The 15,485-nt window shown below is 60.3% G+C and carries 14 protein-coding genes and 1 pseudogene; 7 read left to right on the plus strand and 8 right to left on the minus strand.

Going from position 1 to position 15,485, the window contains the following annotated elements:
* Positions 1-109: pseudogene (locus ACMGFG_RS23930) on the plus strand (IS6 family transposase); the annotation flags it as partial.
* Positions 110-234: 125 nt separating this feature from the next.
* Here ACMGFG_RS23930 and ACMGFG_RS23935 read toward each other — a convergent pair.
* Genes ACMGFG_RS23935 through ACMGFG_RS23945 form a run of 3 tightly spaced genes read right to left on the minus strand, consistent with a single transcriptional unit; the run spans position 235 to position 3,450 of the window.
* Positions 235-1,437, minus strand: coding sequence for an ABC transporter permease (locus ACMGFG_RS23935; RefSeq protein WP_436932802.1), 1,203 nt, complete (start codon positions 1,435-1,437; stop codon positions 235-237).
* Positions 1,438-1,460: 23 nt separating this feature from the next.
* A complete protein-coding gene (locus ACMGFG_RS23940) occupies positions 1,461-2,690 on the minus strand; it encodes an FtsX-like permease family protein (RefSeq protein WP_436932803.1) in 1,230 nt (409 codons plus the stop codon).
* A 1-nt stretch (position 2,691) separates the two neighbouring features.
* Entirely contained in the window at positions 2,692-3,450 is a 759-nt protein-coding gene (locus tag ACMGFG_RS23945; RefSeq protein WP_436932804.1) for an ABC transporter ATP-binding protein, read from the minus strand.
* A 186-nt stretch (positions 3,451-3,636) separates the two neighbouring features.
* On the opposite strand from ACMGFG_RS23945, the gene ACMGFG_RS23950 reads away from it, so the two are divergent.
* Positions 3,637-4,662, plus strand: coding sequence for a DUF8471 domain-containing protein (locus ACMGFG_RS23950; protein WP_436932813.1), 1,026 nt, complete (start codon positions 3,637-3,639; stop codon positions 4,660-4,662).
* Positions 4,663-4,698: 36 nt separating this feature from the next.
* On the opposite strand, the gene ACMGFG_RS23955 is transcribed toward ACMGFG_RS23950, so the two are convergent.
* Positions 4,699-4,926: a hypothetical protein gene (locus tag ACMGFG_RS23955; RefSeq protein ID WP_436932805.1), complete on the minus strand. Its 228-nt coding sequence runs from the start codon at positions 4,924-4,926 to the stop codon at positions 4,699-4,701.
* 222 nt (positions 4,927-5,148) lie between these two features.
* Here ACMGFG_RS23955 and ACMGFG_RS23960 point away from each other — a divergent pair, with 222 nt between their 5' ends.
* On the plus strand, positions 5,149-7,563 hold the full coding sequence (locus ACMGFG_RS23960; RefSeq protein WP_436932806.1) for a PGF-pre-PGF domain-containing protein: 2,415 nt from the start codon (positions 5,149-5,151) through the stop codon (positions 7,561-7,563).
* 633 nt (positions 7,564-8,196) lie between these two features.
* On the opposite strand, the gene ACMGFG_RS23965 is transcribed toward ACMGFG_RS23960, so the two are convergent.
* The 4 genes from ACMGFG_RS23965 to ACMGFG_RS23980 all read right to left on the minus strand — a co-directional run bounded on the left by ACMGFG_RS23965 (position 8,197) and on the right by ACMGFG_RS23980 (position 11,894).
* Positions 8,197-9,231 (minus strand): AAA family ATPase, encoded by a 1,035-nt coding sequence (locus tag ACMGFG_RS23965; protein WP_436932807.1) that lies wholly within the window; start codon positions 9,229-9,231, stop codon positions 8,197-8,199.
* 231 nt (positions 9,232-9,462) lie between these two features.
* Positions 9,463-10,542: a DUF4350 domain-containing protein gene (locus ACMGFG_RS23970; protein WP_436932808.1), complete on the minus strand. Its 1,080-nt coding sequence runs from the start codon at positions 10,540-10,542 to the stop codon at positions 9,463-9,465.
* Positions 10,542-10,817, minus strand: coding sequence for a DUF8044 family membrane protein (locus ACMGFG_RS23975; protein WP_436932809.1), 276 nt, complete (start codon positions 10,815-10,817; stop codon positions 10,542-10,544). The genes ACMGFG_RS23970 and ACMGFG_RS23975 overlap by 1 nt, the downstream gene beginning before the upstream one ends.
* Before the next feature lie 117 nt (positions 10,818-10,934).
* Complete coding sequence (locus ACMGFG_RS23980; protein WP_436932810.1) at positions 10,935-11,894, minus strand: hypothetical protein; 960 nt, start codon at positions 11,892-11,894, stop codon at positions 10,935-10,937.
* Between the two features lie 203 nt (positions 11,895-12,097).
* Between ACMGFG_RS23980 and aglF the strand changes: the two genes are divergently transcribed.
* The 4 genes from aglF to ACMGFG_RS23995 all read left to right on the plus strand — a co-directional run bounded on the left by aglF (position 12,098) and on the right by ACMGFG_RS23995 (position 15,255).
* The gene (aglF, locus tag ACMGFG_RS23985) at positions 12,098-12,862 is read left to right on the plus strand and encodes a UTP--glucose-1-phosphate uridylyltransferase AglF (protein ID WP_436932811.1); all 765 of its coding nucleotides are present in this window, start codon (positions 12,098-12,100) and stop codon (positions 12,860-12,862) included.
* 65 nt (positions 12,863-12,927) lie between these two features.
* Complete coding sequence (locus ACMGFG_RS23990; RefSeq protein WP_436932814.1) at positions 12,928-13,911, plus strand: NAD-dependent epimerase/dehydratase family protein; 984 nt, start codon at positions 12,928-12,930, stop codon at positions 13,909-13,911.
* Positions 13,912-14,263: 352 nt separating this feature from the next.
* Positions 14,264-14,764 (plus strand): OB-like fold-containing membrane protein, encoded by a 501-nt coding sequence (locus ACMGFG_RS24305; protein ID WP_495849360.1) that lies wholly within the window; start codon positions 14,264-14,266, stop codon positions 14,762-14,764.
* 2 nt (positions 14,765-14,766) lie between these two features.
* The gene (locus tag ACMGFG_RS23995; RefSeq protein WP_436932812.1) at positions 14,767-15,255 is read left to right on the plus strand and encodes a metal-dependent hydrolase; all 489 of its coding nucleotides are present in this window, start codon (positions 14,767-14,769) and stop codon (positions 15,253-15,255) included.
* The last annotated feature ends 230 nt before the right edge of the window (positions 15,256-15,485 follow it).

Here is a 15,485-nt window from a genome sequence, read left to right on the forward strand (position 1 = left end):
AGTAAAACGACGAACTATATGCTTCTCAAACTGTTTCAGCAACGCCGAAGCAGAAACAGCCGACGATTGGCTCAGATCGTTCAGCTTCGCATGGAATCAGCTTATCTGAACACTACCGAGCCCATCCCCCTAAATCGTTTCCCAGTCGGAATCGCAGTCACCAACACAGAGTGGCAGTCCTCTTTGATAGACTTTAGTAGCGATGGGGACGCGCACTGTTGCAGCCACGGTCGGTCAGTCGAGGCTATCGAGCGGGTTCGAGCGAGCCAGATAGAGGCTTGCCGTGAGGCCGCCAATGAGACTCACAAGAACCGCCAGCCCGAACCCGCCGAGAAGGATCCGTCGAGAGAGACCGGCCACGTCTTCGAATCCGGTTATCGCTGCGGTGACTGCGTTGACGACTTCGATACCCGGGATGGCGAGCCCAACGCCGAGCAGCCCACCTAGCGTCCCGACCAGCAGCGTGTAGACGAGGACGATCCCCGCGAGCGACGTCCGGGATGTCCCGATCGCTGCCACCGCGGCGAACTGCTCTCTGTGACGGAGCACGAACGAAAGCTGGAGGTTCAGGACGAGGAGAACACCTGCGACGACTGCGAGGACGAAGAGGCTCCCTCCGCTGAGTAACACGACGGCCTGGTCTTCGAGGGTCGCCCGTAGTTGTTCGCTGTTCGTCCGGATCGTGTACTGGGGATATGAGTCGGCAAGTTCGGCTTCCAGTGCGGTGACGTTCGCACCCTCAGTCGCCCGGACAAGTACAAACGAAGCTCTGTCACTTGCTGTCGTCCCCGTGATCTCCTGTAGCTCGCTGGGCGGAACCACGACCGTGGGGGCACCGACGAACTGTGAATACGTCGGTGAGATCCCGACGATTGTGAACTCGTTTTCGCGAGCGGTCGCGATCGTCCCGCCCAGATGGAGTGTGTCGTTCACACCGACGTTCAAGAGGTCGGCAGTCCGCTCGTCAATGACGACCTCGTAACTCATCGGCCCGTCGTACGTTCCATTGGCGTAGTGGCGGTCAGTCGACGGAAACGCACCCCCCTCACGGAACGTGACGAGGTTGCCGTCCGTTGGCGACCCAACGCCGACCAGCGTCTGGAACTCCGACGTATTTTGGCCCGCATAGACGGTCTGGAATATCATCGGAACGGCGGTTGCGACCGAGTCACGGGCTTCAATATCGGCTGCGACTTCGTGGGAGTTCACCAACGAGTTCTGGAATCCGCCGACCGTTCCCGGCCGCAGCTCGATCGGCCCACCAGTTACCCACAGGTCCTGCCCGGACTGCTGGAACTTCTGCTCTCCGAACTCGAGGACGCCGATCCCGACGCTCGCGAGCAATACGGCCGCGAGAACGGCCATCGCGACGCCGACTACCGCGATAACTGTCCGCATCCGCTCGTGACGGAGTTGTGCGACGGCGATACCGACCACAGCACGTCCTCGCGAGAATCCCTTCACCGCGAAAGCACCTCCAGGGGGTTCGTCCGTCGGCTCAGTAACACCGGATAGATGGCACCCAGGACTCCGATCACGAAGGCGACGACCAGTGCGTAGCCGGCGAGTATCGGGTCGAATCGCGCGACGGTTGACTCGGCTAATATCTCCCGACCGGCGACGTTGATGGCGACGATTCCGAGCGTGCCGAGACCGAGCCCACAGATCCCACCGAGGAGCGCGATCGTGACGGTTTCGACGGCGACGATTACCGACCGCGACCACTGTGAGACACCGATCGCGGCGAGCGTTCCCTGGGATTCACGGTCGGAACTCACCGTGAGCCCCATCAGCGTTGCGACGAACAGGACGCCGACGATAACGGCGGTGGCCGCACCACTGACGGCGATGGCGAGTGGCAGGTTCGAGGTCGAAACCCGCTGGGCGGCGAGCCCGCTTCGTTCGACGACGGTCGTCCGGGGGTACAGCGTCGCAAGCGACTCCTTGACCCCCGGATCGTTGGTACTCACGAGGATCTGATCGGCCTGATCGCCCGTCGCAGCACCAGTCATCGTCTGCAGTTCGCTCAACTGGACGACTGCCATCGGGATGGATCCGAGCGCAGTCGACGCGTCGCCCGCTGACACGTTCACAACCGAGAGTGACCGGTTCTCGGGGATGCGGTTCGAGACGAGCGTACTACCATCCGACGCGTTGATTGACTCCGCGGCGGCGTCGTTCAGCACGGCTTGTCCCGTCCAAGTCCCATCATAATTCCCGTTGGCGTAGTAGGGGTCGTCGGGATGCAGGGAGTGGAGCGACATCCCAAGCAGTTCCGCGTCCGGCCGAGCGACGACGCCGGCTGCGAGGATGTACTCCCGCTCACCGGTGACAGTGTCCTGGACAGGGAGGAGTTCGAGGAGAACGGGGATCGCGTACTCGACGCGCTCGTCGGTCCCTATCCGTGCGCTCGCTTCGTGAACGTTACTCAACTGTACGCCACCCGACGAAACGGCGATCGATTGGACGTTGGCGTCCTCGGGCACGATCCAGTAGTCGGTGTCCGGGCTGGAAACAACCGATTCGGAAGCGAGTCCGAGCGAGACACCCGTGACAGCCACCATCAACCCGATCGCGAGGGCGACGCCGATGACACTCAACACGACGCGCTGAGGGGCGATCCGGGTTCGGCCGGCCACTCGTCGAACGGCTAGCCCGATCAGCGCGCCGAATCGACGGCCCCGCCCCATACTATTCGGACTCCACACGCTGTTTCGGTTGTTCGCGGCGCCCATCGTGGAGTGAGACCTGTCGGTCACAGACCTCGAGGGCCTGTCTGTCGTGCGAGGCGAGGACGACTGCTCGGTCCTCGGCGAGATCCGCGAGCACAGACAACACTCGCTCGCTCGTCTCCGAGTCCAGCTCACCGGTGGGTTCGTCCGCGACAACCAGGTCTGGCTCTGTTGCCAGTGCACGCGCGATGGCGACCCGCTGCTGTTCGCCGCCGGAGAGTTGTCCAGGTTTGTGGGTGAGTCGGTCACCCAAGCCAACAGCGTCGAGCAGTTCGGTCGCCCGGTCTCGACGGTTCGATTTGGAGTACCCGAGTTCGACGAGTGGGAGTGCGACGTTCGCCCGCGCGGAGAGGGCCGGCAACAGATGAAACCGCTGGAAGACGATACCGACGTGGTCGAGCCGAAGGCGTGCGCGCCCGCGTTCACCGTAGTCCGCTACGTTCTCGCCGGCAAGCGTAACAGTGCCCGATGACGGCACCTCGAGCCCGGCCAGCAAATGGAGCAGTGTTGACTTCCCACTGCCACTGGGCCCCGCGATTCCCACGAACTCACCCGCGCGCACAGTGATCGACACACCGTCGACGGCACGGACCGCGGGTGTCGAATCACCCCCGAAGAGCCCCGAACCGCCACGACTGTACTCTCTGACGAGGTCCACACCGCGTACGACGGCGTCTGCTTCCTGTCGCCCGTCGGTACCCAGTTCACTCCCGTCCATCAGTTACACCCACTCCACATGCCGGTCGTATACACTTTTCGCGACGGATACCAGTGCGTCTCGTGACCCGATACAGCGCTTCGAGTAGGGAGATACCCACAGCGTCGACGAGAAGCATTTATTTGAGAGAGTACCTGTACCGATAGTGTGGCCAACGATCACGGGGGCACGGACGCCGATCTCAATCTGGTGACGGCCTATGCACTGCAGGTACTGCGAGGGATTCGCTCGCTCCCTGCGGATCTCGCTGCAGTTGTTGTGTTCGTCGGGGTGACCAACGTCACAGTCCTTGCACCAATCATCCGGGACACGCCAGTTCGAGTCATCGTTGGGCTCCCGTTCGTCCTCTTCATTCCCGGGTATGCGTTCATCGCGGCGCTGTTCCCCGAGGCCGGGGAATCACCGGCCCAGTCGGGAGAGGCTGAGACGGAACAGGGGCTCCGAGACCGGGTCGACGACCGCGGGATCGACGGCATCGAACGCGTCGCGCTCTCCTTTGGCCTCAGTATCGCGGTCGTCCCGTTGATCGGGTTGGTGCTGAACTTCACGCCGTGGGGTATTCGACTGGTGCCGATCCTCCTCAGCATCAGTGGGTTTGTCCTCATTGCGACCGCCGTCGCTGCGATCCGACGATGGGAACTCCCAGCCGACGAGCGCTTCGAGGTCCCGTACCGCAGCTGGGGCGACACCGTTCGGGAGGAACTGTTCGCACCCGACGATAGGGCTGATGCTGCACTCAACGTCCTGCTCGTCCTCAGCGTCGTTGCCGCGGTTTCGAGCGTCGGTTACGCGGTCGCCGTGCCTCAGCAGGGTGAGCAGTTTTCCGAACTCTACCTGCTGACCGAAGACGATGACGGTGAACTCGTCGCTGACGGGTATCCGACTGAGTTCACGCGTGGCGAATCCAGGGAACTCATCGTCGGCGTCACGAACCAGGAGCACCGCCCGACGAACTACACGCTCCTCGTACAGACACATCGCGTTCAGATAGCGGACAACTCGACGACGATAACGGAATCAGAGTCGCTCCGTCGGTTCGACCTTTCGCTAGCACACAATGAGACGTGGCATCGGCCCCACGCGGTCGCCCCGACGATGGAAGGACAGAACCTCAGACTCACCTACCTGCTGTACAAGGGGGAGCCGCCGGCGCGGACGACACCGGAGACCGCCTATCGCGAGAACCATCTCTGGATCAACGTGACCCGATGACCCCAAAACCGGTCCGTTCACCGTACCTGGGACCGTTCACTCGCGGCTAGGGGACTCCAGCGACCGCAGCGTATAGTGCATTCCTAAGACAAGGGTCGGTGTGAGCACAAGCCACAGGAGATACTCGACCCACCGTTCGCCGTAGGAATTCACTGTGAGCGTCAGCCCGCCATCAGTCGCTGCCGCCAGAAACCAGACGGTGATAACCAGCAACGAGAGCGCGAACGTGACGAACGTCGAGATGGTGGCGATGAGTCGCCTCATGGCTCCGCTACTTGTCCGGTCTGTCGTGCGGTTGCTGAGTGCTTCTTCGGGAACTCGATCGGCCGGTGGGCCATGACTGCATAGAGCGGCCCAACGAGGTTTGTTACACACCTCTTATCGGATGATTATGTGCCGACAACTCGATCTGGTGAGGAATACTAGTCCAAATATAGAAATACCGGCATCAGAAAAACTAAGTCACTGTTACATAAACGAAACCGTATGGTACCATCAGGGACACGACAGCGGATCCAAACGATCCTTGTCGTGGGGTTCGTAGTTCTCTCAGTATTGCACGTTCCGTTGAGCGCGGCGGACGTATTCTCCACGCAACCACCGGCAGACGAGACGTTCGAAGTATCTGACAAGGTAGATGCGTGGGAGCGCTCGTTCCTCCCGTTGCGGGCAGGAACGGATAATGCGGCGGAAACGATCCCTAACGCTGACTGGCGGGTTAGTTCTAGCGAAGGTGATGAAACCAATCTCAACAAAGACCCAATCGCAGTCTACGAAGCAGGGACGGAGGTCAGTCTGAATTTCGACCTCTCGGACGCCAACGGGAACTCGAACAACTTCGCCAACGAAGATGTCGAGGTCCTCCGTGTCCACATCGAAGAAACCGGAGAGGGCTCCGTTCCCGACACGTTCTCCGAGGCACTCGACTTCGTAACCGAGGAAAATGCGAACGAGAACGCCTCCTACAAGGAAGTCACCGCGTCGACGACGCTCGATGCCGACGGTGACGTGAGCTTCAGCGACACGGTCCCCGAGAGCGGCCACTACATCTACGTTGTCGCGGTCCCCGAATCGGGTGACGGATTCTCGGTCACGAACACCAACGCCGACGGCGCGGACGGTGACCTGAGTATTGACGGTGAGACCACCGTCGTTGGCATGGAGCAGGTCGCTGTCCGGAAGGGGTCGGGATCGGTGTCGGCACCCGACTCGGTCCGGCGCGGGAACAGCGCGACCTTCGATGTCGACGCAAGCTCGCTCCAGGGCGAGCACATTCAGCAGGCGATCGTTCTCTACGACGAGGACAAGTACGTCACTGAAAGCTTCGTCATCAACATCACCGACGATGTCTCCTCGGACTTTGATATCGAGACGGACAGCGAACTGGAGACGACAATCGACGAGGTCAACGGCGTGGCGAACGTCGAAGACTCGTTCGGCATGTTTGGGATGACTGTCGGTGACGGACAGGTCGCGCGGTCTGCCGGCATCGAGTCGCTCGTCGACTTCGTCGGCGAGGAGGCCGGGCCGGGCTCGCCCGACACGGTCGACATGTCCACGGGGACCGTCGTGCTGAACGCATCGATGACGGCGATCAACAGCACTAATCCGGATACCGAGATCTCCGTTGAGACGTTCGCCAACTGGACGACCGGCAATTACAGCTACGCCTACGTCGCAGTCGGTGAGAACAGCCAAGAGATGCTCGCACAGAGCGGCGAACTCCGCGTCCGCTCCGCCCGCGACGACGATGACGATGATGACGCTGACGACGGCGATGGCGGCGATGGCGGCGGTGGCGGTGGCGGCGGTGGCGGCGGTATCGGCGGTGGTGGCGGCGGTGGCGGTGGCGGCGGCGACGGTGCTGCCAACGTCGTCACGCCGACGATCTTCCGTTCAGGGTCACAGGCCTCCGCGACGGTCGGGAATGTGAACTCCGGCACGACGATCAGCCTCCGGAACATAGACGTCACGAGCGAAAGCGGAGTCACTCTGAACGACCTGAATGTTACCGCGGCGCTGGACTCCTCGGACGTGGAGGCGCAAGTCTCGCTGACCGAAAACCCTGGAGAAGCTGAAGAACTCCCCGAAGCGGCGAACAACATACAGTACATCGACGTACAGTTGACGAACCTCAACGGGAGCAATATCAGTCCGGGCACGTTCCGGTTCCAGGTCTCCCAGTCACGGCTTGACGAGCTCGGCGTCTCCTCCGACGAAATCGTGCTCTACCGGTTCAGCGACGGGCAGTGGGAGACGCTGAATACCACCCACGTCGCTGGTGACCGCTACAAGGCAGAGACGCCGGGCTTCTCGATGTTCGCCGTGGGTACCGAGTATGCGTCACTCGATGTGACCGATGTGCAGCTCTCGGCGACGGAGGTATCGGTCGGCGACACTGTCGATGTCTCGGTGACCATCGAGAACACCGGGAACACCGAGGGCACGGAGTCGATCGCTGTGACCAGCAACGGTGACGAACAGGGCTCGACGAGCGTGACCCTGGCTGCTGGCGAGTCGACGACCGAGACGATTCAGGTCACCTTCGATTCGGCCGGCGAGTACGACATCGGTGCCGGTGGGGTCGCGGGCGACACGGTCGTGGTCTCACAGGAGGGCACGGACGCCCCTGACGACGGCACTGATGCCCCTGACGATGGGACGGACGCTCCCGACGACGGCACTGATGCCCCCGATGATGGGACGGACGCTCCCGACGACGGCACGGACGCTCCCGACGACGGCACGGACGGTCCTGACGATGGAGACGAACCCGGCGACGAGACGACCACAACTGCGCCGGGCGACGGTGGCGGCGGCAACCTCCCGCTGATCATCGTCGGGATCGTCGTGGTGCTGGCGATCATCGCCGGCGTCGCGTACTACTTCCGCGAGCAATAACGGGCCGCTCGTCGATTTTCTGTAGCGCAGTCATCTTTTGAGGTTCACGCGATTCACAGGATAGTAACACTCGAATAGAACGGGTTCGCATGGGACAGGATATGCCACTCGTTAGAAGTCCCCGAGCTCTGGCTGACTAATTTGAGAGGGTCCATTTCGGAGTATTATTCATATTATATATTTGAGGGGCCGTCGTGAGTTCCATCTAACCGGACTTGAAATCAAGGACAGGTCAATTGCCAATTCACCGCGGGGAGGTCTCACCAAGAGGCATGACTCCAGAGGTCGTATCTGTGTACAGGACCCTCCAAGGAGTCATACCGCGTTCACAGCGATCCTGTCTGTATGGGGCCATGTAGAACGATCCTTCGAAGCGTAACGGCAACCGACAACCGATATTGTCCGACGGTAGTCTGGCCACGGGCACTACATTAACAGCACACTCTAGGACGGGTTCGGGTAGACTGGATGTCAGTCTCTCGTATCCAACTGAGACTGCGCTTCAAGGGTGTCGGTCCCACAACCAATCAATTTCGAATGTACTACGTGATATCGAAGAATAGGGCGGACAACCGGTTCTGTTGTTTCGATCCCGCTGTTCGAGAACCCCCGCCGCTCACGGGGCAAGAACTATCACTCGGCTGCCGGTTCGCCAGGGACAAACTCCTCACCGCCACCGGGCGGGACAACCGACTCCAATACCTCTGCGACGACATCGCGACGGTCGACATCCCCGAGTTCCGCCTCCGTATTCAGGACTAACCGATGGACGAGGATCGGCTCGGCCAGCGCTTTCACGTCATCGGGGATAACGTAGTCGCGGTCGTTGATTGCGGCGCGCGCTTTTGTCGTCTCGAGGAACGCGAGCGTGGCGCGCGGTGATCCACCGTGGGCGGTTGCGGAGTGCTCCCGTGTGGCTTCGACCACGTCCACGATATACTCTCGAACGCTCTCGTCGATGTGTGTGTCGTCAACTACTTGCTGTGCGTGATGGATGTCATCGAGGTCGATCCGCTGAGAGATTGTCTCTGGGCCGGACCGAGGAGACTCGTGAAATCGGTCGATCATGGCGAGTTCGTTCTCACGCGACGGCAGATCGACCGAAACCTTCAGCTGGAAGCGGTCACGTTGCGCTTCCGGGAGTTCGAACGTTCCCTCCATCTCGATCGGATTCTGGGTCGCGATGACGAGGAAAGGATCCGGGAGTTCGAGAGTTTCACCCTCGATCGAGACGGTCCGTTCCTCCATCGCCTCCAGCAGCGCACTTTGCGTCTTCGGTGTTGCACGGTTGATTTCGTCGGCGACGACGACGTTGGCGAACACTGGCCCCTTCTGAAGTTTGAACTCACCAGTCTGCTCCCGATACACCTTCGTCCCGGTGATGTCCGCAGGAAGGATATCGGGTGTCATCTGGATACGAGTGTAATCGAGGCCGATCGCACGGGCGAATCCATTGGCCAGCGACGTTTTCGCGACGCCCGGAACGCCCTCTAGAAGGAGGTGACCGCGAGTAAGCAACGAGATCGTCAGGAGGCTAATCTGCTCGTCGAGGCCGATGAGTAACTTCCCGATCTCTTCGGAGAGCTTGCGGTGAATCTCGGCTGGGTCGTCGTTTTCACGCTCAGAGGATGTCCCAGATCCCGACCCGTCATGACCAGAATCAGTCATGCTTGCCCCTCCCGCCGCCGGTCGGGACTTCGAATCAGACGCTCAACCACGCCGAGACGGGCGTAGATTCTCGTTTCCCAGTCCGAAATCGAGCGGCTGAACGGGCAATCAAAGTCCCTGTACAAACCGTCAGAACGGAGGAAATTGAGGCGACCGCACACCGGAGACACCGACTTCAAGACAGTGTCGAGTGCTGTTCGGTCGTCCCAGGTCGGGACCCAACGCTGTCCATCAGTTTCGGTCATCTGTGCTCCCTTGCTGTTGTTTGCTCATAATTTCTTCCGTTACGTGGCGGACGCGTTCGCGGTCCCACTCGGGGAACTGTTCCGCGACGAGTTGCTCGACGGTTTCAGTATCGGGATCACGGTCGGGTGGTGATGCCCCACCAAAGCTGTCGACGAGCCGGCGGCCAGCCGCCAGCAGACGCCGCCAGTAGGAAACCGCGAGTACGAGCCCGATTCCAGTGACGATCTGGAGGAGTGCTGACCGCTGGAGGGCGAGTTGGACTGCGACCAGTGGTGGAACACCTGCAGTATGAGAGAGGTCGAGGAGGACGGTAGCGTGTGTGCCTACGAGGTTGCCGACAAAGGCTCGGTTGTCCTCCCGGTCGATCATGGCATTGATGAAAATACTCGGGTCGCCGACAACGACGACCTCTCCCGCGCCGAGCGACTCGATGGTCGCGACAGGTCGACGGTCGAGCACCTCTGAATCGTCAAGTTCGCCGTTGAGATTCCGGTCGACATATGAGTAATTCGAGGAGTACGCGAGTACCTCGCTACCGTTCGGCTCAACCGGGGTGCCGCGGTTGAACAATAATTGGTCGGCACCTTCAGTATATGGAGACGATTCGAGGGCGGTCACGAGCGGCATCGATGGCGAGGCTCCGTAGAAGCGTTCGTCGCGGAGCAGGCCACCGTCGACGCGTGCCTCGGCGCCGATGCGTGCGAGGAGAGGATTCGAGTGATTTCCAACGTCCTCAGCCACGAGGAGTGTCCCACCGCTACGGACGAATTGTTCGATGCGTGCAGCTTCCCCCTGTGTGTACCCCGTCTCAGGCGAGAGGATAACCCCGACTGTGGCGTTAGCGTTGGACGCTGAATAGCCAGTCGTATTCCGGATAATGACAGGCTCGGCATCGTGATCGTCAGCAACTGTCCGAAACTCGGATGTGCCGTCCCATGCGGGATTATACGCCCCGAAGACGCTTGTCGAGGACACACCACCGATCAAGACGGCACCGCCGATCGTTAGTGCCAGCGTGACCAAGAGGATGCGCGGATACGATACCTGTTCCCATGGTGGCGCCATCAGATCACCCCAGCCGGTAGTATCGCGAGAATTCGCTTGATGACAATGTACGCGAACAGGATGAGTCCGAGCGCGCCGATGACATAGATCCGTCGACGCCAGGTAGGCGTAACCGCCCGCGGCGCAGTCAGTTCTGTGACGACGAAAAAGCCGATGAGCGAGACAGAGACGAAGAGATCCATTGTGAGGGCATCAAGGAGAACCAATACAAGTGTGGCTGCGAGCATCCACGCTAACGTGGCGGAGACGAACTGTTGTCGCCGACGGAAGGTCATCGTAAATTAGGGCACCCGACCGTTGTACAGAGGGAATTGGTCGCGTGCCAAAGTGGTGTCGATAGGGACCATCCAATTGCCCGGGAAGCCATCAATAGAGTAACCGCGGTAGCGGATTTATTTTCGGTGGCTTCTCATGATGACTACGATGGCGAACGCAAGCGTGGCCGCAAGTCCGGTAAACCCTGGCCCGGATCCGGACGTGGTTTCCGTCTGTTCGGCTTCGTTCGGTGTGATCGCCGATTCGTCAGTTTGCTCCGCGGTCGCTGTCTCGGTCGTATCCATGCCCGATTGAGTGGCTGTCGCGGTCGGAGTTGGCGTCGATTCTGACGGGGTGTCCGTTGTCTCGCTCATCTCGGTCGGCGTGTCAGGCGCATCCTGGACCGACAGCGAGATGCGGTTGCTCATTCCAAGCACTTCGTTTCTGCCGAATGCCCGGGTATCCCCCTGCACAAGCCCGTAGACAGTGTAACTCCCGCTGTCGAGAGAACCTGCTGCAACCTCTGCAGTGTACTCACCATCGGAACCCGTGGCATTCACCACGACTTCGTCTTCGTCGGTAGCGATGATGGCTTTGACTGTGTGCGGACTGCCGGTATCGCCAGTCTGTTCGACGCCGATCTGGAGAGACATGGACTCGTCAGCCGCGATCTGTTCGGGGGCATCGATACTCACATCGTATCCCCGAATGACCAGCGGTTCGATAGCCTCGTAGTCGCCATCTTGATACACTGTCACGGAGTACGATCCCGGTTCATAGCCGGTGAGTTCGAACGTGAACGTGCCGTTGCCGTCGCCGCGTTTCGAATCAACGATCTGCTCCTCGCTGTTGTAGATGTAGACACGATAGACCTCGTCAGGACCACTGACGCTGACGGTTACTTCGTCACCGGCGTTTGCTTGGATAAGCGAATCCAGCTGATGGGTAGTATCCTGAAATTCGAAGCTCCGCTCAGGCACAGATTCCGCATCAGCAGAGCTTATTTGGAAGTGATTCGTGGCGAGCACTGGCACTGAGACAGCCGCAAGTGCAGCCATGGTCAGGAGAGTGATCACAAGTATTGCACGAAGCCGCATAAGGGCAGTATGTGTCGGCTTTTGTTAAGAAAGATACGATCAACGGAGTCTGCTTAGTAAGGAACAGAAATCTATGACCCGTTCACAAATACCCAGCAAGACACTGTCTGTATTTCCCTCCACCGCCACTGCGGGATTCAATTGTCCTTACTGTCGATAGAATACGAATTATTTTACAACCGGTGCGAAAATAAGCTAATACTATGCAAGCCGTCGTGCTGGCCGCCGGTGAGGGGACGCGGCTGCGTCCGCTGACCGAGGACAAACCCAAGGGAATGGTCGAGGTCGCGGGCAAGCCCATCCTCACACACTGCTTCGAGCAGCTGGTCGAGCTGGGCGCCGACGAGCTGCTGGTCGTCGTCGGCTACAAGAAACAGGCGATCATCGAGCACTACGAGGACGAGTTCGAGGGCGTGCCGATCACCTACGCCCACCAGCGCGAGCAGAAGGGGCTGGCCCACGCGCTGCTCACTGTGGAGGAGCACATCGACGACGACTTCATGCTGATGCTGGGCGACAACATCTTTCAGGCCAACCTCCAGGACGTGGTCAACCGCCAGGCCGAGTCCCGCGCCGACGCCGCCTTCCTCGTCGAGGAGGTCCCCTGGGAAGAAGCGAGTCGCTACGGCGTCTGCGACACCAACAAGTACGGCGAGATCACCGAGGTCGTCGAGAAGCCCGACGATCCCCCCTCGAACCTCGTGATGACCGGCTTCTACACGTTCACCCCCGAGATCCTCCACGCCTGCCACCTCGTCCAGCCCTCGGATCGGGGCGAGTACGAGATCTCGGATGCGATCGACCTGCTCATCCACTCCGGGCGGACTATCGACGCCATCCGCATGGACGGCTGGCGCACCGACGTGGGCTACCCCGAGGACCGCGACAGAGCCGAACAGCGGCTCGAGGAGGCCGGCGTCGTGGACACGGACGGCGACGCCGAGCAAGCCGACGCGGCCGCGGAATAATCCTTGACCGATGAGTTGTCAGAATACAGCCGATGACAGTGATTATATAAATTATGACACGACAGATGCGAATCCTCGTCACCGGTGGGGCCGGGTTCATCGGCGGCCACCTCGCCGAGACGTTCGCCGGCGACGGCCACGACGTGGTCGTGCTGGACAACTTCGACCCGTACTACGACACGCGGATCAAGGAGCATAACGTCGAAACCGCCCGCGAGGCCGCCGAGGGCAGCGACGGCAGCTACGAACTCGTCGAGGGCGACGTGCGCGACGCAGAGCTGGTCGACGACCTCGTCGCCGACGCCGAGTACGTCTACCACCAGGCCGCCCAGGCCGGCGTCCGCACCGACTACAGCCCCCGCAAGTACGACGAGGTCAACGTCGACGGCACGCTCAACGTGCTGGACGCCGCCCGCGAGCACGGGGTCGAACGGCTCGTGTTCGCCAGCAGTTCGTCGGTGTACGGCAAGCCGCGCTACCTCCCCTACGACGAGGACCACCTCACGACGCCGATCAGCCCCTACGGCGCCTCGAAACTGGCCGGCGAGCGCTACGCGATGGTGTACGCCGAGCGCTACGGCGTCCCCGCGGTCGCGCTGCGGTATTTCACCGTCTACGGCCCGCGGATGCGCCCGAACATGGCCATCTCGAACTTCGTCTCGCGCTGCATGAACGGCGAGCCGCCGGTCATCTACGGCGACGGCTCCCAGACCCGCGACATGACCTACGTCGCGGACATCCTCGCGGCCAACCGGACGCTGCTCGAGACCGACGCCGCCGACGGCGAGGTGATGAACGTCGGCAGCACCGACAACATCGACATCGAGACGCTCGCCGAGGAGATCCGCGACCAGCTGGCGCCCGGCCTCGACCTGGAGTACACCGACGCCTACGAGGTCGACGCCGACCACAGCCACGCCGACGTGTCCAAGGCCGCCGAGCTGATCGGCTACGAGCCGACCTACACGATCCGCGAGGGCGTCGAAGCGTTCGTCGAGTGGTACCGGGCGAATCGCGAGTGGTACGAACCGCTCGTCCGCAACTCCTGAGCTGGCTGCACCGTTACCAAGAACTCACCACGTGGACATACTCAGCTTCACTCAATGGGTCAAAGTGTCGGATGTTTCATTAGAGTGATCAGTGAGAACGATTGTATACAGACACAAGTTTGCGCACATTTCATCTGTGCTACTAGGTGGTAACGGCCGTATAGTAAACTCCGGCATCGTCTTCATAACACGACGTGAACTCGAACAACCCCGATCTGCGGCAACCGAGTCTACGGGGGAAATATCTGACAGGGAACCCGACTTGCGAATCCGTGGCTAGTAGTACTAAAATCGTCGTACGAGTAGTTAACAATCATACGCATAGAGGGCGGTGGATGAGAGCAGATACGTCGTGATTGATACGCGAGCGACACGCGTACTCGCTATTCTATTGCTCATAGCTGGACAGTGGGGGTTAGGTATCTGGTTCGCGACAAGTGACCGTGAGTCTACGGTTGACCGGCTGACAGAGGCTGAACAAGTTGATGCTACGAACGACTTGAATGGTCGGTCGGTCATCGTCACCGGTACTGTCGTGGGAACGGACCCCGTTGCAATTAGCCTGTCCGGATCGGGAAAAACCGGTGATCTGATCATCCGTGGACTCGAAACACCGGTCTCCGTCGGGACGCACGTCCAGGCTAGTGGGCGGTTAGTCGGCCCACGAACATTCGTAGTGAGAGAGGCTATCGTCGTGCCGAAGTGGGGACTGTGGTACGCATGGACGATTTCATTCCTAGCGGGGGTGTGGGTCCTCATTCGCGTCGGTCGCCAGTGGCAAGGTAGCCTGGATACACTCTCAATCAAGCCACGCGAAGAGACTGTAACGGGTCGGGACAGGGAGCGAGGCTGACTATGCCCGACCTTCTCACGCACGTCTTGATCGCGTACAGTGTCTGTCTGGTACTCGTTCATGTCTGTGACTGGATACGGGCGCCCTACATCACGGTCGCGATGGCGGGAGCGCTGGTCCCCGACCTGGCGAAGGGCAACCTGATACTGTCGAGGCAGTTGATACACCACTGGACTGGAGTACCGTTCTCTTGGTCGGCACTGCACACTACGGGTGGGGTTGTTCTTTCCATACTGGTCATCGTAGTACTCATTGAGCCACCCTATCGAACACGTGTCGGCACCCTCTTAGCACTCGGCGCCGGGAGCCATCTTGTACTGGACGTGATGTTGCGGTCAGTGACTGGCCAAGCATTCCCGATCTTCTGGCCGCTGACTGGCTACGAACCGCCGACACCAGGCCTCTATCTCAGCACCGACCCATGGCCTACAGCCATCGCTCTAATGATCGCGGGATTTTTGACTGCAATTCACTGGATTCAAACCTCGTAATGAGACTCTACCGTGACTGGTACTCGATTCTGAGACGACCGGCCCACTCGAAATATCGAATATTCTATTCTTTCTCGACAAACCCACACCGAACGGGGAATTATATGAAATTCGCTCTTGTGAAGCACGTTGTTGATTTTCAGAGCGCGGCGTCGAGAGCGTGTTTGAGCGCTTGGTCGCCTGGTTTTCTGTAGAGTTCACGGCGGAGTTCGAAAGCTCTGAGATACGGC

The sequence above is a fragment of the Halosimplex halobium genome (assembly GCF_051414055.1).
GTDB classification, from domain to species: Archaea; Halobacteriota; Halobacteria; order Halobacteriales; family Haloarculaceae; genus Halosimplex; species Halosimplex halobium.

Excerpts from the sequence above, each read along its gene's own strand:
- ACMGFG_RS23940 (WP_436932803.1), bottom strand. The coding sequence starts at position 2,690 with ATGGGGCGGGGCCGTCGATTCGGCGCGCTGATCGGGCTAGCCGTTCGA.
- ACMGFG_RS23945 (WP_436932804.1), bottom strand. The coding sequence starts at position 3,450 with ATGGACGGGAGTGAACTGGGTACCGACGGGCGACAGGAAGCAGACGCC.
- ACMGFG_RS23955 (WP_436932805.1), bottom strand. The coding sequence starts at position 4,926 with ATGAGGCGACTCATCGCCACCATCTCGACGTTCGTCACGTTCGCGCTC.
- ACMGFG_RS23960 (WP_436932806.1), top strand. The coding sequence starts at position 5,149 with ATGGTACCATCAGGGACACGACAGCGGATCCAAACGATCCTTGTCGTG.
- ACMGFG_RS23965 (WP_436932807.1), bottom strand. The coding sequence starts at position 9,231 with ATGACTGATTCTGGTCATGACGGGTCGGGATCTGGGACATCCTCTGAG.
- ACMGFG_RS23970 (WP_436932808.1), bottom strand. The coding sequence starts at position 10,542 with ATGGCGCCACCATGGGAACAGGTATCGTATCCGCGCATCCTCTTGGTC.
- ACMGFG_RS23975 (WP_436932809.1), bottom strand. The coding sequence starts at position 10,817 with ATGACCTTCCGTCGGCGACAACAGTTCGTCTCCGCCACGTTAGCGTGG.
- ACMGFG_RS23980 (WP_436932810.1), bottom strand. The coding sequence starts at position 11,894 with ATGCGGCTTCGTGCAATACTTGTGATCACTCTCCTGACCATGGCTGCA.
- aglF (WP_436932811.1), top strand. The coding sequence starts at position 12,098 with ATGCAAGCCGTCGTGCTGGCCGCCGGTGAGGGGACGCGGCTGCGTCCG.
- ACMGFG_RS23990 (WP_436932814.1), top strand. The coding sequence starts at position 12,928 with ATGCGAATCCTCGTCACCGGTGGGGCCGGGTTCATCGGCGGCCACCTC.
- ACMGFG_RS23995 (WP_436932812.1), top strand. The coding sequence starts at position 14,767 with ATGCCCGACCTTCTCACGCACGTCTTGATCGCGTACAGTGTCTGTCTG.